At 74.1% G+C, this 14,005-nt stretch carries 16 protein-coding genes and 1 pseudogene; 5 read left to right on the forward strand and 12 right to left on the reverse strand.

All coding sequences use genetic code 11. From position 1 onward, the window contains the following. Nucleotides 1-464: 464 nt before the first annotated feature. The 4 genes from CRP52_RS01590 to CRP52_RS01605 all read right to left on the reverse strand — a co-directional run bounded on the left by CRP52_RS01590 (nt 465) and on the right by CRP52_RS01605 (nt 5,214). Nucleotides 465-1,871 (reverse strand): family 2B encapsulin nanocompartment shell protein, encoded by a 1,407-nt coding sequence (locus tag CRP52_RS01590; RefSeq protein ID WP_097239761.1) that lies wholly within the window; start codon nt 1,869-1,871, stop codon nt 465-467. A 526-nt stretch (nt 1,872-2,397) separates the two neighbouring features. Then, nucleotides 2,398-2,910 carry a hypothetical protein gene (locus CRP52_RS01595; protein ID WP_097234709.1) on the reverse strand — a complete coding sequence of 171 codons (513 nt, stop codon included), beginning with the start codon at nt 2,908-2,910 and terminating at the stop codon, nt 2,398-2,400. Between the two features lie 196 nt (nt 2,911-3,106). After that, nucleotides 3,107-4,561 carry a MocR-like pyridoxine biosynthesis transcription factor PdxR gene (gene pdxR, locus CRP52_RS01600; protein WP_097234710.1) on the reverse strand — a complete coding sequence of 485 codons (1,455 nt, stop codon included), beginning with the start codon at nt 4,559-4,561 and terminating at the stop codon, nt 3,107-3,109. Between the two features lie 122 nt (nt 4,562-4,683). Further along, complete coding sequence (locus CRP52_RS01605) at nt 4,684-5,214, reverse strand: universal stress protein (protein ID WP_097234711.1); 531 nt, start codon at nt 5,212-5,214, stop codon at nt 4,684-4,686. Nucleotides 5,215-5,685: 471 nt separating this feature from the next. On the opposite strand from CRP52_RS01605, the gene CRP52_RS01610 reads away from it, so the two are divergent. After that, a complete protein-coding gene (locus CRP52_RS01610; protein ID WP_097234712.1) occupies nt 5,686-6,081 on the forward strand; it encodes a transglycosylase family protein in 396 nt (131 codons plus the stop codon). A gap of 139 nt (nt 6,082-6,220) precedes the next feature. Here CRP52_RS01610 and CRP52_RS01615 read toward each other — a convergent pair whose 3' ends face one another. Both CRP52_RS01615 and CRP52_RS01620 read right to left on the reverse strand, forming a co-directional pair. Then, nucleotides 6,221-6,805: a pyridoxamine 5'-phosphate oxidase family protein gene (locus CRP52_RS01615; RefSeq protein WP_097234713.1), complete on the reverse strand. Its 585-nt coding sequence runs from the start codon at nt 6,803-6,805 to the stop codon at nt 6,221-6,223. A gap of 166 nt (nt 6,806-6,971) precedes the next feature. Then, nucleotides 6,972-7,406, reverse strand: a complete 435-nt coding sequence (locus tag CRP52_RS01620) for a CBS domain-containing protein (protein WP_097234714.1) — start codon at nt 7,404-7,406, stop codon at nt 6,972-6,974. A 487-nt stretch (nt 7,407-7,893) separates the two neighbouring features. Between CRP52_RS01620 and CRP52_RS01625 the strand changes: the two genes are divergently transcribed. From CRP52_RS01625 to CRP52_RS37980, 4 genes and pseudogenes are all read left to right on the forward strand, one after another. Further along, the gene (locus tag CRP52_RS01625; RefSeq protein ID WP_097234715.1) at nt 7,894-8,319 is read left to right on the forward strand and encodes a VOC family protein; all 426 of its coding nucleotides are present in this window, start codon (nt 7,894-7,896) and stop codon (nt 8,317-8,319) included. Nucleotides 8,320-8,422: 103 nt separating this feature from the next. Next, the gene (gene ligD / locus CRP52_RS01630) at nt 8,423-9,736 is read left to right on the forward strand and encodes a non-homologous end-joining DNA ligase (RefSeq protein ID WP_306458906.1); all 1,314 of its coding nucleotides are present in this window, start codon (nt 8,423-8,425) and stop codon (nt 9,734-9,736) included. After that, nucleotides 9,643-9,927 (forward strand): annotated as a pseudogene (locus CRP52_RS40735) (ATP-dependent DNA ligase); the annotation flags it as partial. The gene ligD and the pseudogene CRP52_RS40735, both read left to right, overlap by 94 nt. A 182-nt stretch (nt 9,928-10,109) precedes the next feature. Next, on the forward strand, nt 10,110-10,274 hold the full coding sequence (locus CRP52_RS37980) for a hypothetical protein (RefSeq protein ID WP_179852648.1): 165 nt from the start codon (nt 10,110-10,112) through the stop codon (nt 10,272-10,274). A 75-nt stretch (nt 10,275-10,349) separates the two neighbouring features. On the opposite strand, the gene CRP52_RS01640 is transcribed toward CRP52_RS37980, so the two are convergent. The 6 genes from CRP52_RS01640 to CRP52_RS01665 form a co-directional block, all read right to left on the reverse strand. After that, entirely contained in the window at nt 10,350-10,934 is a 585-nt protein-coding gene (locus tag CRP52_RS01640; protein WP_097234716.1) for a type 1 glutamine amidotransferase domain-containing protein, read from the reverse strand. A gap of 62 nt (nt 10,935-10,996) precedes the next feature. Then, the gene (locus CRP52_RS01645; RefSeq protein WP_097234717.1) at nt 10,997-11,293 is read right to left on the reverse strand and encodes a PRC domain containing protein; all 297 of its coding nucleotides are present in this window, start codon (nt 11,291-11,293) and stop codon (nt 10,997-10,999) included. 4 nt (nt 11,294-11,297) lie between these two features. Continuing rightward, nucleotides 11,298-11,705 carry a DUF3040 domain-containing protein gene (locus CRP52_RS01650; protein WP_143685614.1) on the reverse strand — a complete coding sequence of 136 codons (408 nt, stop codon included), beginning with the start codon at nt 11,703-11,705 and terminating at the stop codon, nt 11,298-11,300. A gap of 66 nt (nt 11,706-11,771) precedes the next feature. Continuing rightward, complete coding sequence (locus CRP52_RS36835; protein WP_101948122.1) at nt 11,772-12,215, reverse strand: hypothetical protein; 444 nt, start codon at nt 12,213-12,215, stop codon at nt 11,772-11,774. A 135-nt stretch (nt 12,216-12,350) separates the two neighbouring features. Further along, complete coding sequence (locus CRP52_RS01660) at nt 12,351-13,241, reverse strand: DUF2268 domain-containing protein (protein WP_097234719.1); 891 nt, start codon at nt 13,239-13,241, stop codon at nt 12,351-12,353. Between the two features lie 34 nt (nt 13,242-13,275). After that, nucleotides 13,276-13,926 (reverse strand): GNAT family N-acetyltransferase, encoded by a 651-nt coding sequence (locus CRP52_RS01665; RefSeq protein WP_218893053.1) that lies wholly within the window; start codon nt 13,924-13,926, stop codon nt 13,276-13,278. Nucleotides 13,927-14,005: the final 79 nt, after the last annotated feature.

Genomic DNA, 14,005 nt, shown 5'->3' on the forward strand with positions numbered 1-14,005 from the left:
CGCGTGCCCGCCACCGTGCTCGGCCCCGGACGCGGTCGCGCCGGTGACCAGCGCGCATATCGCGACCACGCCGACCGCCGCGCCGATCAGCCGTACCCGCCGACCGGAGGCCGCGGTCCCACCGGCGTGCAGCGGTATCCGTCGTAACTGCCGACGCTGGGACATGGGCTCCACACACCTCTCGGGTCGCATCAGAACGGAACGGAAGGAACGGAAGGAACGGAAGGAACAGGAGGGACGGAAGGACTCGACTCGAAGGCGCCGAGCACCGAGCGCCGGTCCACCAAGGGATCGACAGACCGACCAGGAATGGTCGCCCCCCACCCCCAAAGTCGATCGCGCGCGACCAAAAGTGATCGGACATGATCAGGCGGACGGCCCGCCTCCGGGAGCGGGCCGTCCGTCATCAGGTCAAACGATCATCGAGCCGACCGGTTACGGCCCGGGCTCGGCTTTCCGCGGGTTCAGTGGCGGCGGTGCGCGATCTCCACGTTCTCCAGGACGCCGACCGCGTCCGGCACCAGGATGGCCGCCGAGTAGTAGGCGCTGACCAGGTAGGAGATGATCGCCTTCTCGTCGATCCCCATGAAGCGGACCGAGAGCGAGGGCTGGTACTCGTCCGGGATCCCGGTCTGGTGCAGGCCGATGACGCCCTGGTTGTCCTCACCGGTACGGATCACGAGGATCGAGCTCGTGTTCTCCTTGGTGATCGGGATCTTGCTGCACGGCAGGATCGGCACCCCGCGCCACGCCGGCACCTGCTGCCCGCCGAGGTCGACGTGGGTCGGGTAGAGGCCCCGGGCGTTGAACTCGCGGCCGATCGCGGCGATGGTCCGCGGGTGGGCCAGCAGGTAGTCGGGGTCGCGGCGGCGGTTGAGCAGCTCGTCCAGGTCGTCCGGGGTGGGCGGGCCGGAGTGGGTCTGGATCCGCTGGTCGAAGTCGGCGTTGTTGAGCAGCCCGAACTCCGGGTTGTTGATGAGCTCGTGCTCCTGGCGCTCGCGCAGGGCCTCGATGGTCAGCCGGAGCTGGTGCTCGGTCTGGTTCATCGGCTCGTTGTAGAGGTCCGCAACCCGGGTGTGGATCTTGAGGACGGTCTGCGCGACGCTCAGCTCGTACTCGCGGGGCTTGAGCTCGTAGTCCACGAAGGCGCCGGGCAGCTCGAACTCGCCGTGGTGGCCGGCCGACATGGCGATCTCGGCCTCGCCGCGCTCGTTCTGGGCCTGCAGCGGCAGGGCCAGGAAGGCCTGCAGGTGCTCCTGCAGGCTGGGCGCGTTGTCCCGGATGGCGGCGAAGTCCGCGCGGCTCAGGGTGAGCGCGACACCGGCGGTGGCGGTCTTGGCGGTGAAGTCCCAGACGGCGTCCGGGTTCAGCAGGGCGTCGTCGCCGAAGCGGTCGCCGTCACCGGCCACGCCGACCACGGTCTCGTCGCCGTACTTGCCGGTGCCGATCTGGTTGACCTTGCCGTGCGCGATCAGGAAGATCCGGTCGGCGGCCTCACCCTGGGTGGTGAGCACCTCGCCGGGGCCGAAGTCGCGCTGCTGGCAGCGGTCGGCCAGGGCGGTCAGCACCTCCTCGTCCTCGTAACCGCGCAGCAGGGCCAACTCGCCCAGCTCGGCCGGGATCACGCGGACCTGGGAGCCGGTCTTGATGAACTCCACCACACCGTTGCCCACGGTGTAGGTGAGCCGTCGGTTGACCCGGTACGCCGCACCGGCGGCCTGCACCCAGGGGAGCACCTTGAGCAGCCAGCGGGAGGTGATCTCCTGCATCTGCGGGGCGGACTTGGTCGTGGTCGCAAGGTTGCGGGCAGCGGCCGTCGCAAGGCTCTGCTGCTTGACCTGCTCTGTCTCCGGGGTCGTGTCCACGGGCATCGGCAGGGTCTCCATTCCTGTGGTCGGGTCACGCGGCCAGGGCCATACGGACCGCCCTGGCGCATGCCGTGACGGATCATCAGATCCGTAGACTGGTGGGGGTGTTGGCGAAGTGTCGCAAAGATGGCCACCGTCTCGCGGCGACCCACCCGGAACCCTAGATCACCAGCACCCGACCAGGCCCGTACGAAGGCCCAGTACCCCCCGATAGGGTGAATCTTGCGCGGTCCGCCCCCGTGGCGCCGCCGACCGGAGGAACATCCGTTCGCACCTGCGGCCTCCGTGGCACCGACGGTTTTCCCAGCTCGTCCGGCACCCTCCCGGTCGCATCCGAACGACCCCGCAGGCCACGCCCGGCGTCAACCCGGCACACCGGAGCGGTGGTTCGGCACGCCAGGCGCGCTTGACCGGCGCGCCTGGCGCACGCGAACCGCCCGTCAGGCACCGGTACGGGGGCAACCGGCGTCCGACGGGCGGCGGCGGACCGAGCGAACCTGCCGGGCATCAGACGGACATCAGACGGACGTCAGGCGCAGGCGACCTGGGTGCCGGGGACCCCGATGATGCCGGAGTTGTTGTTCAGACCTCCGTTGTACTCGTAGTACAGGTAGGAGTAGAAGTCGATCCGGGCGGCGTCGCCGCAGGCCGAGTCGGGGGCGATGGCGTAGGTCACCGTGAAGGTGCTGCTGGCGCCGGGGGCGAGCGGCACGTTGTACCGCGCGATGCCGCCGTGGACGTTGTCGCTGCAGCCGTTGGTCTGGGTGCCGCAGGCCGTCGCGGTGAACTTGAGGCCGGTCTGCAGGCTGGTCTGGTAGGTCTCCTGGACGCTCTGGTAGACGAACTGGATCGGGGTGTCGTACGGATTGGTCAGCGTCAGGGTGAGCGTGAACTCGCCGCCCCGGACGGTCGTCTGCTTGTCGGAGACGGCCGTGAGGGGCAGCGGGGAGTCGGCCCGCGCGGGAGCGGCGGAGAGGAGCAGACCGACGACGAGGGCCGGGCACGCGACGAGCGCGGCGCGGATCGGATGTGTTCTGCGCATGACCAAGGAGCGTAGGCCGGGGTTCCGCCGGGGTTGCCCGCCTCGGCCCGATCCCGTACCGACGCAGGAGCGGTGAGCGGACGCGGTGGACCGGCCGGTCCCGTTCCGGCCCCGGCGCGGCACCGGGAGGCCTATGCTTCGCCGCGCCTTCCGCCACCCCTTCCCGCCGTCACTCCCCCCGCGACCGCCCCCGCCGTCACGCCGCGGACAGCAGGACGTCGCACAGCGCCGCGAGCGCCGCCGGGTAGGCGTGGTCGGGCGGCGTGGCGTAGCCGACCACCAGGCCGTCCACGGCGGGCATGGCCTCCGGGGCGATCGCCGGGTGCCGGTAGTCGGCGAGGCCTTCCACCGCCAGACCCCGGTAGGCGGCGGCCTTCAGCACCGAGCCCTCGGTGCCCGGCTCCAGCCGCAGCACCGCGTGCAGGCCGGCCGCGATGCCGGACACCCCGATGTGCGGGGCGCTCGCCGCGAGCGCGGCCACCAGCTGGTCGCGGCGGTCCCGGTAGCGGCGGCGCATCCGGCGCAGGTGCCGGTCGTAGCCACCGGAGTCGATGAACTCGGCCAGGGTCAGCTGGTCCAGTGCGCTGGCCCAGCCCTCGCGTTCGCCCTTGGCGGCGAGCACCCGGTCGACCAGGTGGTCCGGCAGCACCATCCAGCCGAGGCGCAGCGCGGGGGTGAGGCTCTTGCTGGTGCTGCCGAGGTAGACCACCCGCTCGGGGTCGAGGCCCTGGACGGCGCCGACCGGCTGTCGGTCGTAGCGGAACTCGCCGTCGTAGTCGTCCTCCAGGATCAGCCCGCCCCGGCCGCGCGCCCAGTCGACCACGGCGGCGCGGCGGCCCGGGTGCAGCGGGCCGCCGGTCGGGAACTGGTGGGCGGGGGTGAGGAGGACCGTACGGGCCTTCTCGTGGTGCGCCAACTCCTCGACGCGGGCGCCCTGTTCGTCGATCGGCAGTGGAACGCCGGTGACGCCCGCGGCGGCCAGCAGGGCGCGGTGGAAGCCCAGGCCGTACGCCTCGACGGCCAGCGGCCCGTGCTCCGCGGGCGGCAGGACCGGCCTGGCGCCGTCGAAGAGCAGTCGCAGCGCGTGGGCGAAGCCGGAGCAGATCACGATCCGGTCCGGGTCGGTGCGCACGCCGCGGGCGCGGGCCAGGTAGTCGGCGAGGACGGTGCGCAGTTCGCGCCGGCCCTGCGGATCGCCGGGCCCGAAGGCCTCGTTGGGCGCGGCGGTGAGGGCCCGGCGGGCGGCGGCCAGCCAGGCGGTGCGGGGGAAGGAGGCGGCGTCGGGCTGTCCCTGGCGCAGGTCGTGCCGGGGGCCGGGGCGGGGCGAGGGTCGGCGGGCCCGGGTGGGTGGGACGGGTTCGGCGCGTTCGGCGACGGTGGTGCCGGAGCCCTGGCGGGCGGTGAGCCAGCCCTCGGCGACGAGTTCGGCGTAGGCCTCGGCGGCGGTGTTGCGGGCCAGGCCGAGGTCGGCGGCGAGGGCGCGGTAGGGCGGTAGCCGGGTGCCGGGGGCGAGGCGGCCGCTGCGGATCGCCTCGCGCAGGGCTGCCATCAGCGCGGCGCGGCGGCCTCCGGTGGCGGGAAGGTCGAGGTGCAGGTCGTTGCCGGTCGGGTGGGCGGGCTCGGAGGGGTGCGTGCCCCACGTGTCCGTCATGGTCACGCACCCTACCCGTCGACCCACCGGTACCCCGCGGGCGGTCGGCCCGGGCTCGTCTCACCCTCGGGCTCCTCTTGCCAAGGACTCTCGGGCTCCTCTTGGCAAGGGACGACGGTCGCCTACGGGACGACGGTCACCGGCCAGCGGCCCGCCTTCACCAGCCGGACGGCCACCGATCCGATCACCTTGTGCCCGGCCTGCTCGGAGACGCCGACCACCACGGCGTCGGCGCGCAGCTCGTCCGCGAGCTTGGCCAGCCCGGTGTAGGGGTCGCCGCGCAGGGTCAGGAAGCGCCACTCCACCTTCCACACGTCGCGCAGCCGCTCCTCGGCCTCGCGCAGGGCGGCCAGCAGTTCCTCGGCGATCTCGTGGGTGGTCTCCTCCACGGCGGCTCCGGCGAGGGCGGTCGCGGCGCCGAGGATCGGCTGGACATAGGCCACCGCAAGGACGGCGCCCTGCCGGCGGGCCAGTCCGGCGGCGTAGGCGGTGGCGCGCCAGGAGGAGTCGGAGCCGTCCAGCCCCGCCAGGATCACCTTGGGCCCGTCGGTCCCCAGCTCGAAGCCGGCGGGCGCGACGGCGGCCTCGTGCTGCTCCCCGCCCCCGGGCGCTCCCGCGTCCGCCGGGCCTGCTGTCTCGCTCTCGTTGCTCATGGCGCCGAGGCTATGCCCGGCACCGTGAGTGAGGGCAGGGGGCACTCCGGGTGAGGCCTGTGGTGCGGGCCACCCGGAGCGGCGGCGGACGCCGCGGATCCGGCACCGGCGGCTGGCCGACCGTCACGCACTGTCGACGATGTGCGCGGGCTCACACGGCTTTCGGTGTGACCCAGGCCGCTTTCCCCCGTGATTTGATCATGGAAATGGGTGGAAATCGGGCGAAATTGCCACAATTCCTTGATCCTTACGCCCGGTAACAGTCCTCTGACGTGCCTAAACCTTCGAATGCTTGAATCGGCCACGACCGCCCCCGTAACTTCGAACCCGTTGCACCGAGCGATCGCTCCGGCCGGGCCCACAGCCCCCGAGCAGGACGGTGCCGGACCACGCGAGTGACGTGTCCCCGAAACCGACGGCCTTCCGAGGGCCTGGTTCCGCGCGCTCGCAACCCCCTCCGAAAGGAAATTCATGACCTTCCGTAACGAGACCACCGCTGCCGCCACCACTGCCACCCCGAAGCGCCGCAACCGCGTCCGGATGGCTCTGATGGCCGGGGCGGTCACCGCCCTGCCGGTGGCCGGCCTCGTCACGGCCACCAGCGCCTCCGCCGCGCCGGCCTCCGTCTGGGACAAGGTCGCCTCCTGCGAGGCCACCGGCAACTGGGCGATCAACTCCGGCAACGGCTTCTACGGCGGCCTGCAGTTCACCTCCAGCACCTGGGCGGCCTTCGGCGGCACCTCCTTCGCCCCGCGCGCCGACCTGGCCACCAAGGACCAGCAGATCTCCGTCGGCGAGAAGGTCCTCGCGGCCCAGGGCCCGGGCGCCTGGCCGATCTGCTCCGTCAAGGCCGGTCTGACCAAGTAAGACTCCTCGAAGCCGCCGCACCCCCTGCCGGGTGCGGCGGCTTCGTCGTGCCCCGAACCGGCTGCTCCCGACGAACCGCCGTCCCCGACGAACCGCCGTCCCCGACGAACCGGTCGGCCGAACAGCCGAAGGCCGCCCGTCAGGCCGGCCGGGACGGAAGCGGGAGCGGGACCGCGGGCAGCCCGTCGATGCTGGTACCGACCAGCGGCTTGCGCTCGCAGTACGCGCCGAACTCCTCCTCGTCCTTGCGGTCGAAGTACTGGGCGTGCAGGTCGCGGTCGGAGCGGTAGTCCATGAACGGCACCGCGTACCCGCAGGAGTCGCTGACCCGCTCGGCCCTGACCAGCACGATCGCCCGCAGCCCCGAGCCATCGGCCGTCGGGTCGAAGTGGCCGAGCAGGTCGGCGAACCGCGGGTCGTCACGGAAGACCGGCTCGCCCCGGCCGTGCACGCGCACCACGGTCGGCGGCCCGTCGAAGGCGCACCACATCAGGGTGATCCGGCCGTTCTCCCGCAGGTGGGCGACGGTCTCGGCCTGCGAGCCGCCGAAGTCCAGGTAGGCGAGGGTGAGTTCGTCGATCACGGCGAGCGTGCCGGAGCGCCCCTTGGGCGAGAGGTTCACGTGCCCGTCGGCGGCCAGCGGGGCCGTCGCGACGAAGTAGACCGGCTGGCTCTCGATGAACCGGCGCAGCCGGCCGTCGATGCTTTCGTACTGCTTTCCCATGAGCGCGATTCTGCCCGCATCTCGGCTGGCAAGAAAGGAAAATCCAGCCCATGAGACGGTCGGCGGGCCACCACGCGGCGGGCCCCGTCCGGCACCTTCGAGGTGCACGGGCGGGGCCTGGGGCGTGTCTTGGTCGCGGCTCCGGTCGGCTGCCGACCGGGCCGGGTCAACGCATCATGTAGACGCCGTCCATGAAGTCGATGATCTGCTGGTCGGTCAGCCGCTGGCCGTCTCGGTGACCCATCGCCAGATCGGCCTCGCTGATCATGCCCACCAGCCGCTCCCCGTCGATCACCGGGATGCGCCGGATCTGGTGCTGCTCCATCTTGCGCAGCACCGACTCCATGCTGTCGTCGGCACGCACGCAGTGCAGGTGCCCGGCCAGATCCATGGCCGTCATCGAGGCCGGGTCCTTGCCCTCGGCCACACATCGCAGCACGATGTCGCGGTCGGTGATGATGCCCTTCAGCTTCTGGTCGTCGCCGCAGATCGGCAGCGCGCCCACGTTCTTGTCGCGCATCATCATCGCGGCCTCGGCCAGCGTCTGGTGGGCGCCGATGCACTGGGCGCCGGTGTGCATGATGTCTCGGGCAGTGGTCACGGGGACTCCTTCGTCGGTGGTTCCCCCCGGCACATCCCCCCAAGACGGTGCTCCCCCGGCGCCCGACACGGCGCGAACGGGGTGACCGCGCCCTCACCATAAGCAACACCGCGCCCGCCCGCGACCGCGCCGGGCAGCGCCCGGTACCTGCAGGAACGGTTCCGCCGGGAGACCGGGCTGACCTCGAAGTCCGCCGCCCGGGTGATGCGCTTCGACCGGCCCCGGCTCCTGCTCGCCGACTCGGCCCGTTCGGCCCGGCCGACCCAGGCCGGCGGAACTGGCCGTGCGCTGCGGCTACTTCGACCAGGCGCACCTGGCCCGCGAGTTCCGGGCGCCGGCCGGGGTGGCGCCCAGTGTCTGGCCGGCGGCGGAGGGGCCGCGGACGGCGAAGTTCCGAAACGTCCGAGGCGCGGCCGCCGGGACGGTCGCAGAGTGGGAGCCGTAGCGGAATCCCGCACCCTCCCCAGCCGCTCCCGAGGAGACAGCCATGGATGCCACCGAGACCCCCGCCCCGCAGGTCTGGCCCACCCTGCGTGCCACCGACGCCCGGGCCCTGATCCGCTTCCTGGTGGAGGCCTTCGGCTTCCGGGAGGTGGTCACCTACGGTGAGGGCGAGGTCGTCGCCCACGCCGAACTCGCCTGGCCCGAGGGCGGCGGGGTGATGCTCGGCTCCGACCGCGAGACCGCCGAGGGTGCCGAGCCCTGGCCGGGCCGCCCGGGCACCTTCACCGCGTACGTGGTCACCGCCGACCCGGACGCCGTACACGCCCGCGCGATCGCGGCCGGCGCCCGGATCTCCACCGCGCTGCACGAGACGGACTACGGCTCCCGGGACTTCGCCGCCGCCGACCCGGAGGGCAACCACTGGTACTTCGGCACCTACCCGGGCGCGCCCCGGCCCGCCGCGGGCTGAGCCCGCCGCTTGGTTCGGCCGCCGGGGCGGCAGCCGCCGAACCGGGGCAGACTGGCTGCGGGGGCCACCCTGCCGGAGGCTTCGGAGGCGGACCGTGCCGCAGATGACGGTGGACGGGCGCACCCTCGCCCTCTCCCACCTCGACAAGGTGTACTACCCGCGCACCGGCACCCTCAAGGTCGAGGTACTGCGCTACTACGCCGCCGTGCACACCGCCCTGCTCCCACACCTGCGCGACCGTCCGGTCTCCTTCCTGCGCTGCCCGGACGGCGTGGAGGCGGAGGTGTTCGTCGCCAAGAACCCTCCGCCCGGCACCCCGGACTGGGTGCGCAGCGTCGAGGTGCCGAGCAACACCGGCGAGCTGCGCCAGGTGGTGCTGGAGGACGGCGCGGCGCTGCTCGCGCTCGCCAACCTGGGCTGCCTGGAGCTGCACGTCCCGCAGTGGCACGCGGCCGCGCCCGCCCTCGCCGACCGGCTGGTCCTGGACCTCGACCCCGGCGAGGGCGCGGACCTGCTCACCTGCCGGGCGGTCGCGCTGCTGCTGCGCGAACGGCTCGCGGCCGACGGCCTCGCCTCCTGGGTGAAGACCTCCGGTTCCAAAGGGCTGCACCTGCTGGTGCCGATCGAGCCCACGCCCAGCGCCCGGGTCTCCGGCTACGCGAAGGCGCTGGCCGCCGCCCTGGAGGCCGAGCACCCGGAGCTGGTGGTGCACACCATGGCCAAGGCCCGGCGCCGGGGCCGGGTGCTGGTCGACTGGTCGCAGAACAACGCCAAGAAGACCACCGCCGCGCCGTACACCCTGCGGGCCCGACCGCGGCCGACGGTCTCCACCCCGGTGTCCTGGGCCGAGCTGGAGCGGGCCGGCGGCGAGGAGGAACTGGCCTTCACCCTGGCCGAGGTGCCGGACCGACTGGCCGCCCACGGCGACCTGTTCGCCCCGCTGCTGGACCCCGGGCAGGCCCGCCCGCTGCCCGCCGCCCCGTCGGCGGCAGCCCCGCCCGTACCTCCGTCGGCGGCCTCGCCCGAACCCCCGGGCCCGCCCGCGCCTTCGCCCGGCCGGCCGCGCCGGGCGCGCCAGGTGCTGCACCCGCCCGTCGAGGTGATGCGCCCCGCCGCCGTCACCGCCGTACCGCCCGCCGACGGCCTGGGCGGCGCGGGCGTGCAGTACGAGCTGAAGCTGGACGGCTTCCGCTGCGTCGCCTTCGCCCGCGGCGACGGCCCGCCGTTCCTGCAGTCCCGCACCGGCCGCGACCTCGCCCCGAGTTCCCGCCGATCGCCGCCGCCGTCGCCCGGCTGCCCGAGGGGCTGGTACTCGACGCCGAGCTGGTCGCCTGGCGCGGCGGCCGGTTCGCCTTCGGCGAACTGCTGCGCACCCGGCAGGCCCGGGCCGCCGCCCCGGAGGTCGCGCTCGGCCTGATCGCTTTCGACGTGCTGGCGCTGCCCGGCCGCGACGTCCGCCGGCTGCCGCTCACCGACCGCCGCCGCCTGCTGCTCGCCGCCCTGGCCGACGTCCCGCCGCCGATCCAGCCGGTGATGGCGACCACGGACCGGGCGGAGGCGCTGGAGTGGGTGGAACAGCTCGCGGACACCGGGGTGGAGGGCCTGGTCTGCAAGGCCGCCGGCTCCCCCTACCGCCCGCGCGGGGCCGGCCGCACCTGGGTCAAGTACCGTCGCAGCGACACCCTCGACGCCACCGTCCGCGCCCTCACCGGCCCGGCCGCCCACCCGCACGCGCTGATCCTCCAGCTCGACGACGGCCGCGTCTTCCTCACCACCCCCGGCTCACCCCCGTGCAGTCCCGCGCGGTCGCCGAGCTCGCCGGCCCCCTGCTCGGTCCGGCCGCCACCGACCCCGACCACGGCCCGGTCCACCCCCTCACGGCCCCGCTGCGCGCCGAACTCACCCTCACCGGGCGCCCGCCCACCGCCACCTTCGTCCGTCTCCGGGGCGACTGATCCCGGCTCAACGGCTCACCGCCGGCTCACCGGTGCGGCTTCCGGGCCTGCCGTCAGGCCCGCTGCCTCGCCCCCTCAGGCCCGCCGCTTCGCCGTCGCGTGGGCGAACTCCGTGACGAACGCGTCCTCGAAGAGCGGCAGGTCGCCCGGTTTGCGGCTGGTGACGAGGAAGCCGGGGCCGTCCTGGCAGACGTGGACCGCCTCGTCCACCCAGTGGGCACCGGCGTTGACCAGGTCGGTGCGCAGGCTGGGCCAGGAGGTGAGGGTGCGGCCGCGGACGGCGTCGGCCTCGATCAGGGTCCACGGGGCGTGGCAGATCGCCGCGGTCGGGCGGCCGGCGGCGCAGTGGGCGTGCACGAAGGCGACGGCGGCCCGGTCCAGGCGCAGGTGGTCGGGGTTGGCGACGCCGCCGGGCAGCACCAGGCCGTCGTAGTCGGCCGGGTCCGCCTCGGCGACCAGGGCGTCCACGGCGAAGGTGTCGGCCTGGGCGCGGTGCCGGACGGCCTGGACCCGCCCCGGCGCGGTGGACAGCAGGCGCGGGGTGCCGCCGGCCTCGGCGACCGCCTGCCAGGGGGAGGTCAGTTCGACCTGCTCGACGCCGTACGGCGCGACCAGGAAGGCGATCGTGCGGCCGGTGAGCGTGGTGGACGACCAGCCCATGGCTCAGTACCTCGGTGATTCGGTGGTTCGACGGCGAGTTTCGACGGCGCCCCGGGCCGGGCTCAGCGCGGACCGGGCGCGGCCAGGTCGACGGCGGCGGGCGGGGCTGAGCTGAGCCTGGCCCGCGGGCAGTCGAGGTGGACGGCCAGCATCAGGTGGTCGACGCGGGCGACCAGGCCGACCGGGACGAGCACCCGGGTGCCCGGCACCCAGGGCTCGGCTTCGACCAACAGATGGTCCCCGGTGTCCTGTTCGACCCGCCCGACCGGGCCGTCGGTGGCCAGCACCTCGTACCCGAACAGGCCCAAGTCGGCGGCGGGATGGGCGCCCGGGCGGTACTCCCACAGGTCGGTGCTCATGCGCTCACGCCTCCGGTCGATCCCAGGGCCGCCGTTCGCGGCGCTCGCGGCTCTCCTCGGGCCGGACGGTGCCGCTCCGGCCCTCGCGGGCGGCGCTGCGGCGGCGCAACAGCTCCGAGGCGGCGACCGCGGCCGCCACCGAGGCCGCCCAGACCACCCCGAGCGCGGTCAGCACGGCCGTGGTCGGGGTCCGTACGCCCACGCCGAGGCAGATCGCCGTCATCACGAGGGCGGTCAGCGCGACCCCCGCCGAGATCCGGCGCCCGACCGCGCGGAGCGCGCCCCGGACCCGGCCGGGCCGCTTGGCGCCCATCGTGCTCAATTTCCGGTCGAGCCGTGTGTCCTGGCGCAGATCGGACTCGATCTCTTCGAGGAGCCGCCGCTCCCATCCGCTCAAAGCGGGTCCGTCCATCTCGGTCACCTCCGACACTTCCGGTGACGTGCTCACACCCGGGCGGTTGCCCGGTACGGAGTGGCGCTAACCGCTCCCGGCGCCGCCCGCTCCCGCGCCCACGGGTCCGAAGGCCCGGGGGCGGGCGAGCAGGCTGTCGTCCAGGACGCGCAGCAGGCCGGCGGCGTCGCGGTGGACCTCGGCCGCACCCGCCGCCAGCAGCTCCGGACCGGCGTCCCCGCCGGCCTCCAGGGCGACGCACGGCACCCCGACCCGCCGCGCCGCCCGCACCTCGCGCACACTGCAGGCGACGGCCACGGCGTGCGAGGGGACGCCGTCCACCAGCTCCAGCGCGGCCCGCACCGGGTCGCCCCCGGGTTCGGCCACGGTCAGCGCCGGCACCCCGACGGGCCCGGGCCCGGTCAGCACCACCGTCCAGCCCCGGGCGGCGCACTCGCGCAGCAGCTCGGCACCGCCGGGAAGCCCGGGCCGCCAGTCGCTGCCGAAGAGTGCCGCCGAGATCACCGTCATGGCCACCGTTTCCCGTCCGTACCGGCCGAGCACCGTACGCGCCCTTCCAGGTTAGGCCGCTCCCCCGCCCCGCGCGCTGCCTGCCGACGGCGGGCGCCCGGGCAGCGACGACGCCCTACCCGGTCGGCACGCCGGTCACGCGTCGGTCGGCACCCCCGCGTTGGCCAGGACCTCGCGGGCGGGCAGCGCGACGCTCGCGGCGGCGGTCAGGCCGGTGGCGGCGAGGTGGGCGTCCGCGATCCGCAGGCCGGCCGCGTACCCGGCGGCGTGCGGCAGGCCCACCGGCTCGCAGCCCATCAGCCGCGCGGTCGGGTCGCCGTAGACGTACGGGGGCAGGTTCTGCATCCCGGAGACGTCGATCCCGGCGGTGACCTTCCGGTAGGCGTGGTCCAGCTCGGCCCCGGTCAGCGAGGTGGCCCACGGGCCCAGGGCCTGTTCCCCGGCCAGTTCCCGCACGAAGGCCTCGGCCAGTCCCTCGGCGACGACCTGCTCGCCGACGGTGACGGTCGCCGGGTTCCAGGTCACGTTGGCGTAGCGGACGTTGTGGTGGAGCTCGTGGGCGGCGGCGTGGCCGATCTTGGCCAGGGCGGTCTCGGTGGGCCACATCAGCAGTTGGATCGCGCCGGGGAAGCCGCCCATGCCGAAGTAGCCGCCGTTGCGGACGACCAGGTGCTCGTCGTCCGGGTCGCCGAGCACCAGCACGACGTGCACGGTATCGGCGTGCGCGACGCCGGGCACCGCGCCGTCGATCCGCTCCCACGCGGCTTCGAGCGACTGCTCGACCCGCTGCCAGACGGCCGCCTCCTGCATCTGCCGCACGGCGGGCAGGTACCGCTCGTCCTCGCGGTCGAGCCGGAAGCCGCTGCCCATCCGGTGCATCGCCACCAGGTCGGCCTGGCCCAGCACCGCGGACAGCACGCCCTCCAGGGGGCGGTACAACTCCCTGAGGGCGTCGGTCCGTTCGGCTACGGGGCGGCTGAGCAGGTCGAGCATCGCGCTCGCCGTGTCATGAACGATGATCTTCATGACCAGGACGCTAGGGCCTTCCGTTGCGTGAGGGTCAACCCCGGCGGGGGTCAACCCCGGTGAGGTCACCCCGGTGAGTGTCGGTGAAGGGGTCGGTGGCCAGGCGGGCGTGCAGGTGCTCGTCCGCGTACTCTCCCCCGGCGCGCCGGTAGGAGGCCCGCAGGGTGCCCTCGTACGGGAAGCCGGCGCGGACGGCGACCCGGCAGGAGGCGCCGTTGTCGACGAAGTGGTAGAGCTCGATGCGGCGGGCGCCGGCGGCTTCGACGGCCCAGCGGGTGACGGCGGTGGTAGCGCGGGTGGCGAGGCCGCGGCCGCGGGCGGCGGCGAGCAGCCAGTAGCCGACCATGACGACTCCGTTGCCCGGGTCGGTCCACTCCAGGTAGGCGTTGCCGAGCAGGGTGGCGTCGGCCGCGTCGGTGATCGCGAAGGCGGCCGAGCTGCCGTCGGCCCAGCGGGCGTCGCAGCGGTCCAGGTAGGCCTCGGCGGCGGCCGGATCGGCGGTGTGCAGCGGGTTCCAGTGGGCGATCTCGGGGTCGGCCGCCGCGGCGACGAGCGCGGGGACGGTGCCGCCGGCGAGGTCGAGGGCGCGGCCCCAGGGGCTCAGCCGGACGTCGCCGAGGTCGAGGACGGTGGGACGGAAGACGCGCCGGTCGGCGGGCGTCGCGGCGGGGTCGCTGGTGGTCACCCGGCCTTCCTATCCCCCGCCCTCCCACGGCTGCCAGCGAATAACGCGAACGATCCGGTACCCGGCCGGGCGGGCCGGG

Source organism: Streptomyces sp. 1331.2, from assembly GCF_900199205.1.
Classification (GTDB): domain Bacteria; phylum Actinomycetota; class Actinomycetes; order Streptomycetales; family Streptomycetaceae; genus Kitasatospora.

What these genes read in the sequence shown, in the direction of transcription:
- CRP52_RS01590 (WP_097239761.1), bottom strand. Translation starts at nt 1,871, where the DNA reads ATGCCCGTGGACACGACCCCGGAGACAGAGCAGGTCAAGCAGCAGAGC.
- CRP52_RS01595 (WP_097234709.1), bottom strand. Translation starts at nt 2,910, where the DNA reads ATGCGCAGAACACATCCGATCCGCGCCGCGCTCGTCGCGTGCCCGGCC.
- pdxR (WP_097234710.1), bottom strand. Translation starts at nt 4,561, where the DNA reads ATGACGGACACGTGGGGCACGCACCCCTCCGAGCCCGCCCACCCGACC.
- CRP52_RS01605 (WP_097234711.1), bottom strand. Translation starts at nt 5,214, where the DNA reads ATGAGCAACGAGAGCGAGACAGCAGGCCCGGCGGACGCGGGAGCGCCC.
- CRP52_RS01610 (WP_097234712.1), top strand. Translation starts at nt 5,686, where the DNA reads ATGACCTTCCGTAACGAGACCACCGCTGCCGCCACCACTGCCACCCCG.
- CRP52_RS01615 (WP_097234713.1), bottom strand. Translation starts at nt 6,805, where the DNA reads ATGGGAAAGCAGTACGAAAGCATCGACGGCCGGCTGCGCCGGTTCATC.
- CRP52_RS01625 (WP_097234715.1), top strand. Translation starts at nt 7,894, where the DNA reads ATGGATGCCACCGAGACCCCCGCCCCGCAGGTCTGGCCCACCCTGCGT.
- ligD (WP_306458906.1), top strand. Translation starts at nt 8,423, where the DNA reads ATGACGGTGGACGGGCGCACCCTCGCCCTCTCCCACCTCGACAAGGTG.
- CRP52_RS01640 (WP_097234716.1), bottom strand. Translation starts at nt 10,934, where the DNA reads ATGGGCTGGTCGTCCACCACGCTCACCGGCCGCACGATCGCCTTCCTG.
- CRP52_RS01645 (WP_097234717.1), bottom strand. Translation starts at nt 11,293, where the DNA reads ATGAGCACCGACCTGTGGGAGTACCGCCCGGGCGCCCATCCCGCCGCC.
- CRP52_RS01650 (WP_143685614.1), bottom strand. Translation starts at nt 11,705, where the DNA reads ATGGACGGACCCGCTTTGAGCGGATGGGAGCGGCGGCTCCTCGAAGAG.
- CRP52_RS36835 (WP_101948122.1), bottom strand. Translation starts at nt 12,215, where the DNA reads ATGACGGTGATCTCGGCGGCACTCTTCGGCAGCGACTGGCGGCCCGGG.
- CRP52_RS01660 (WP_097234719.1), bottom strand. Translation starts at nt 13,241, where the DNA reads ATGAAGATCATCGTTCATGACACGGCGAGCGCGATGCTCGACCTGCTC.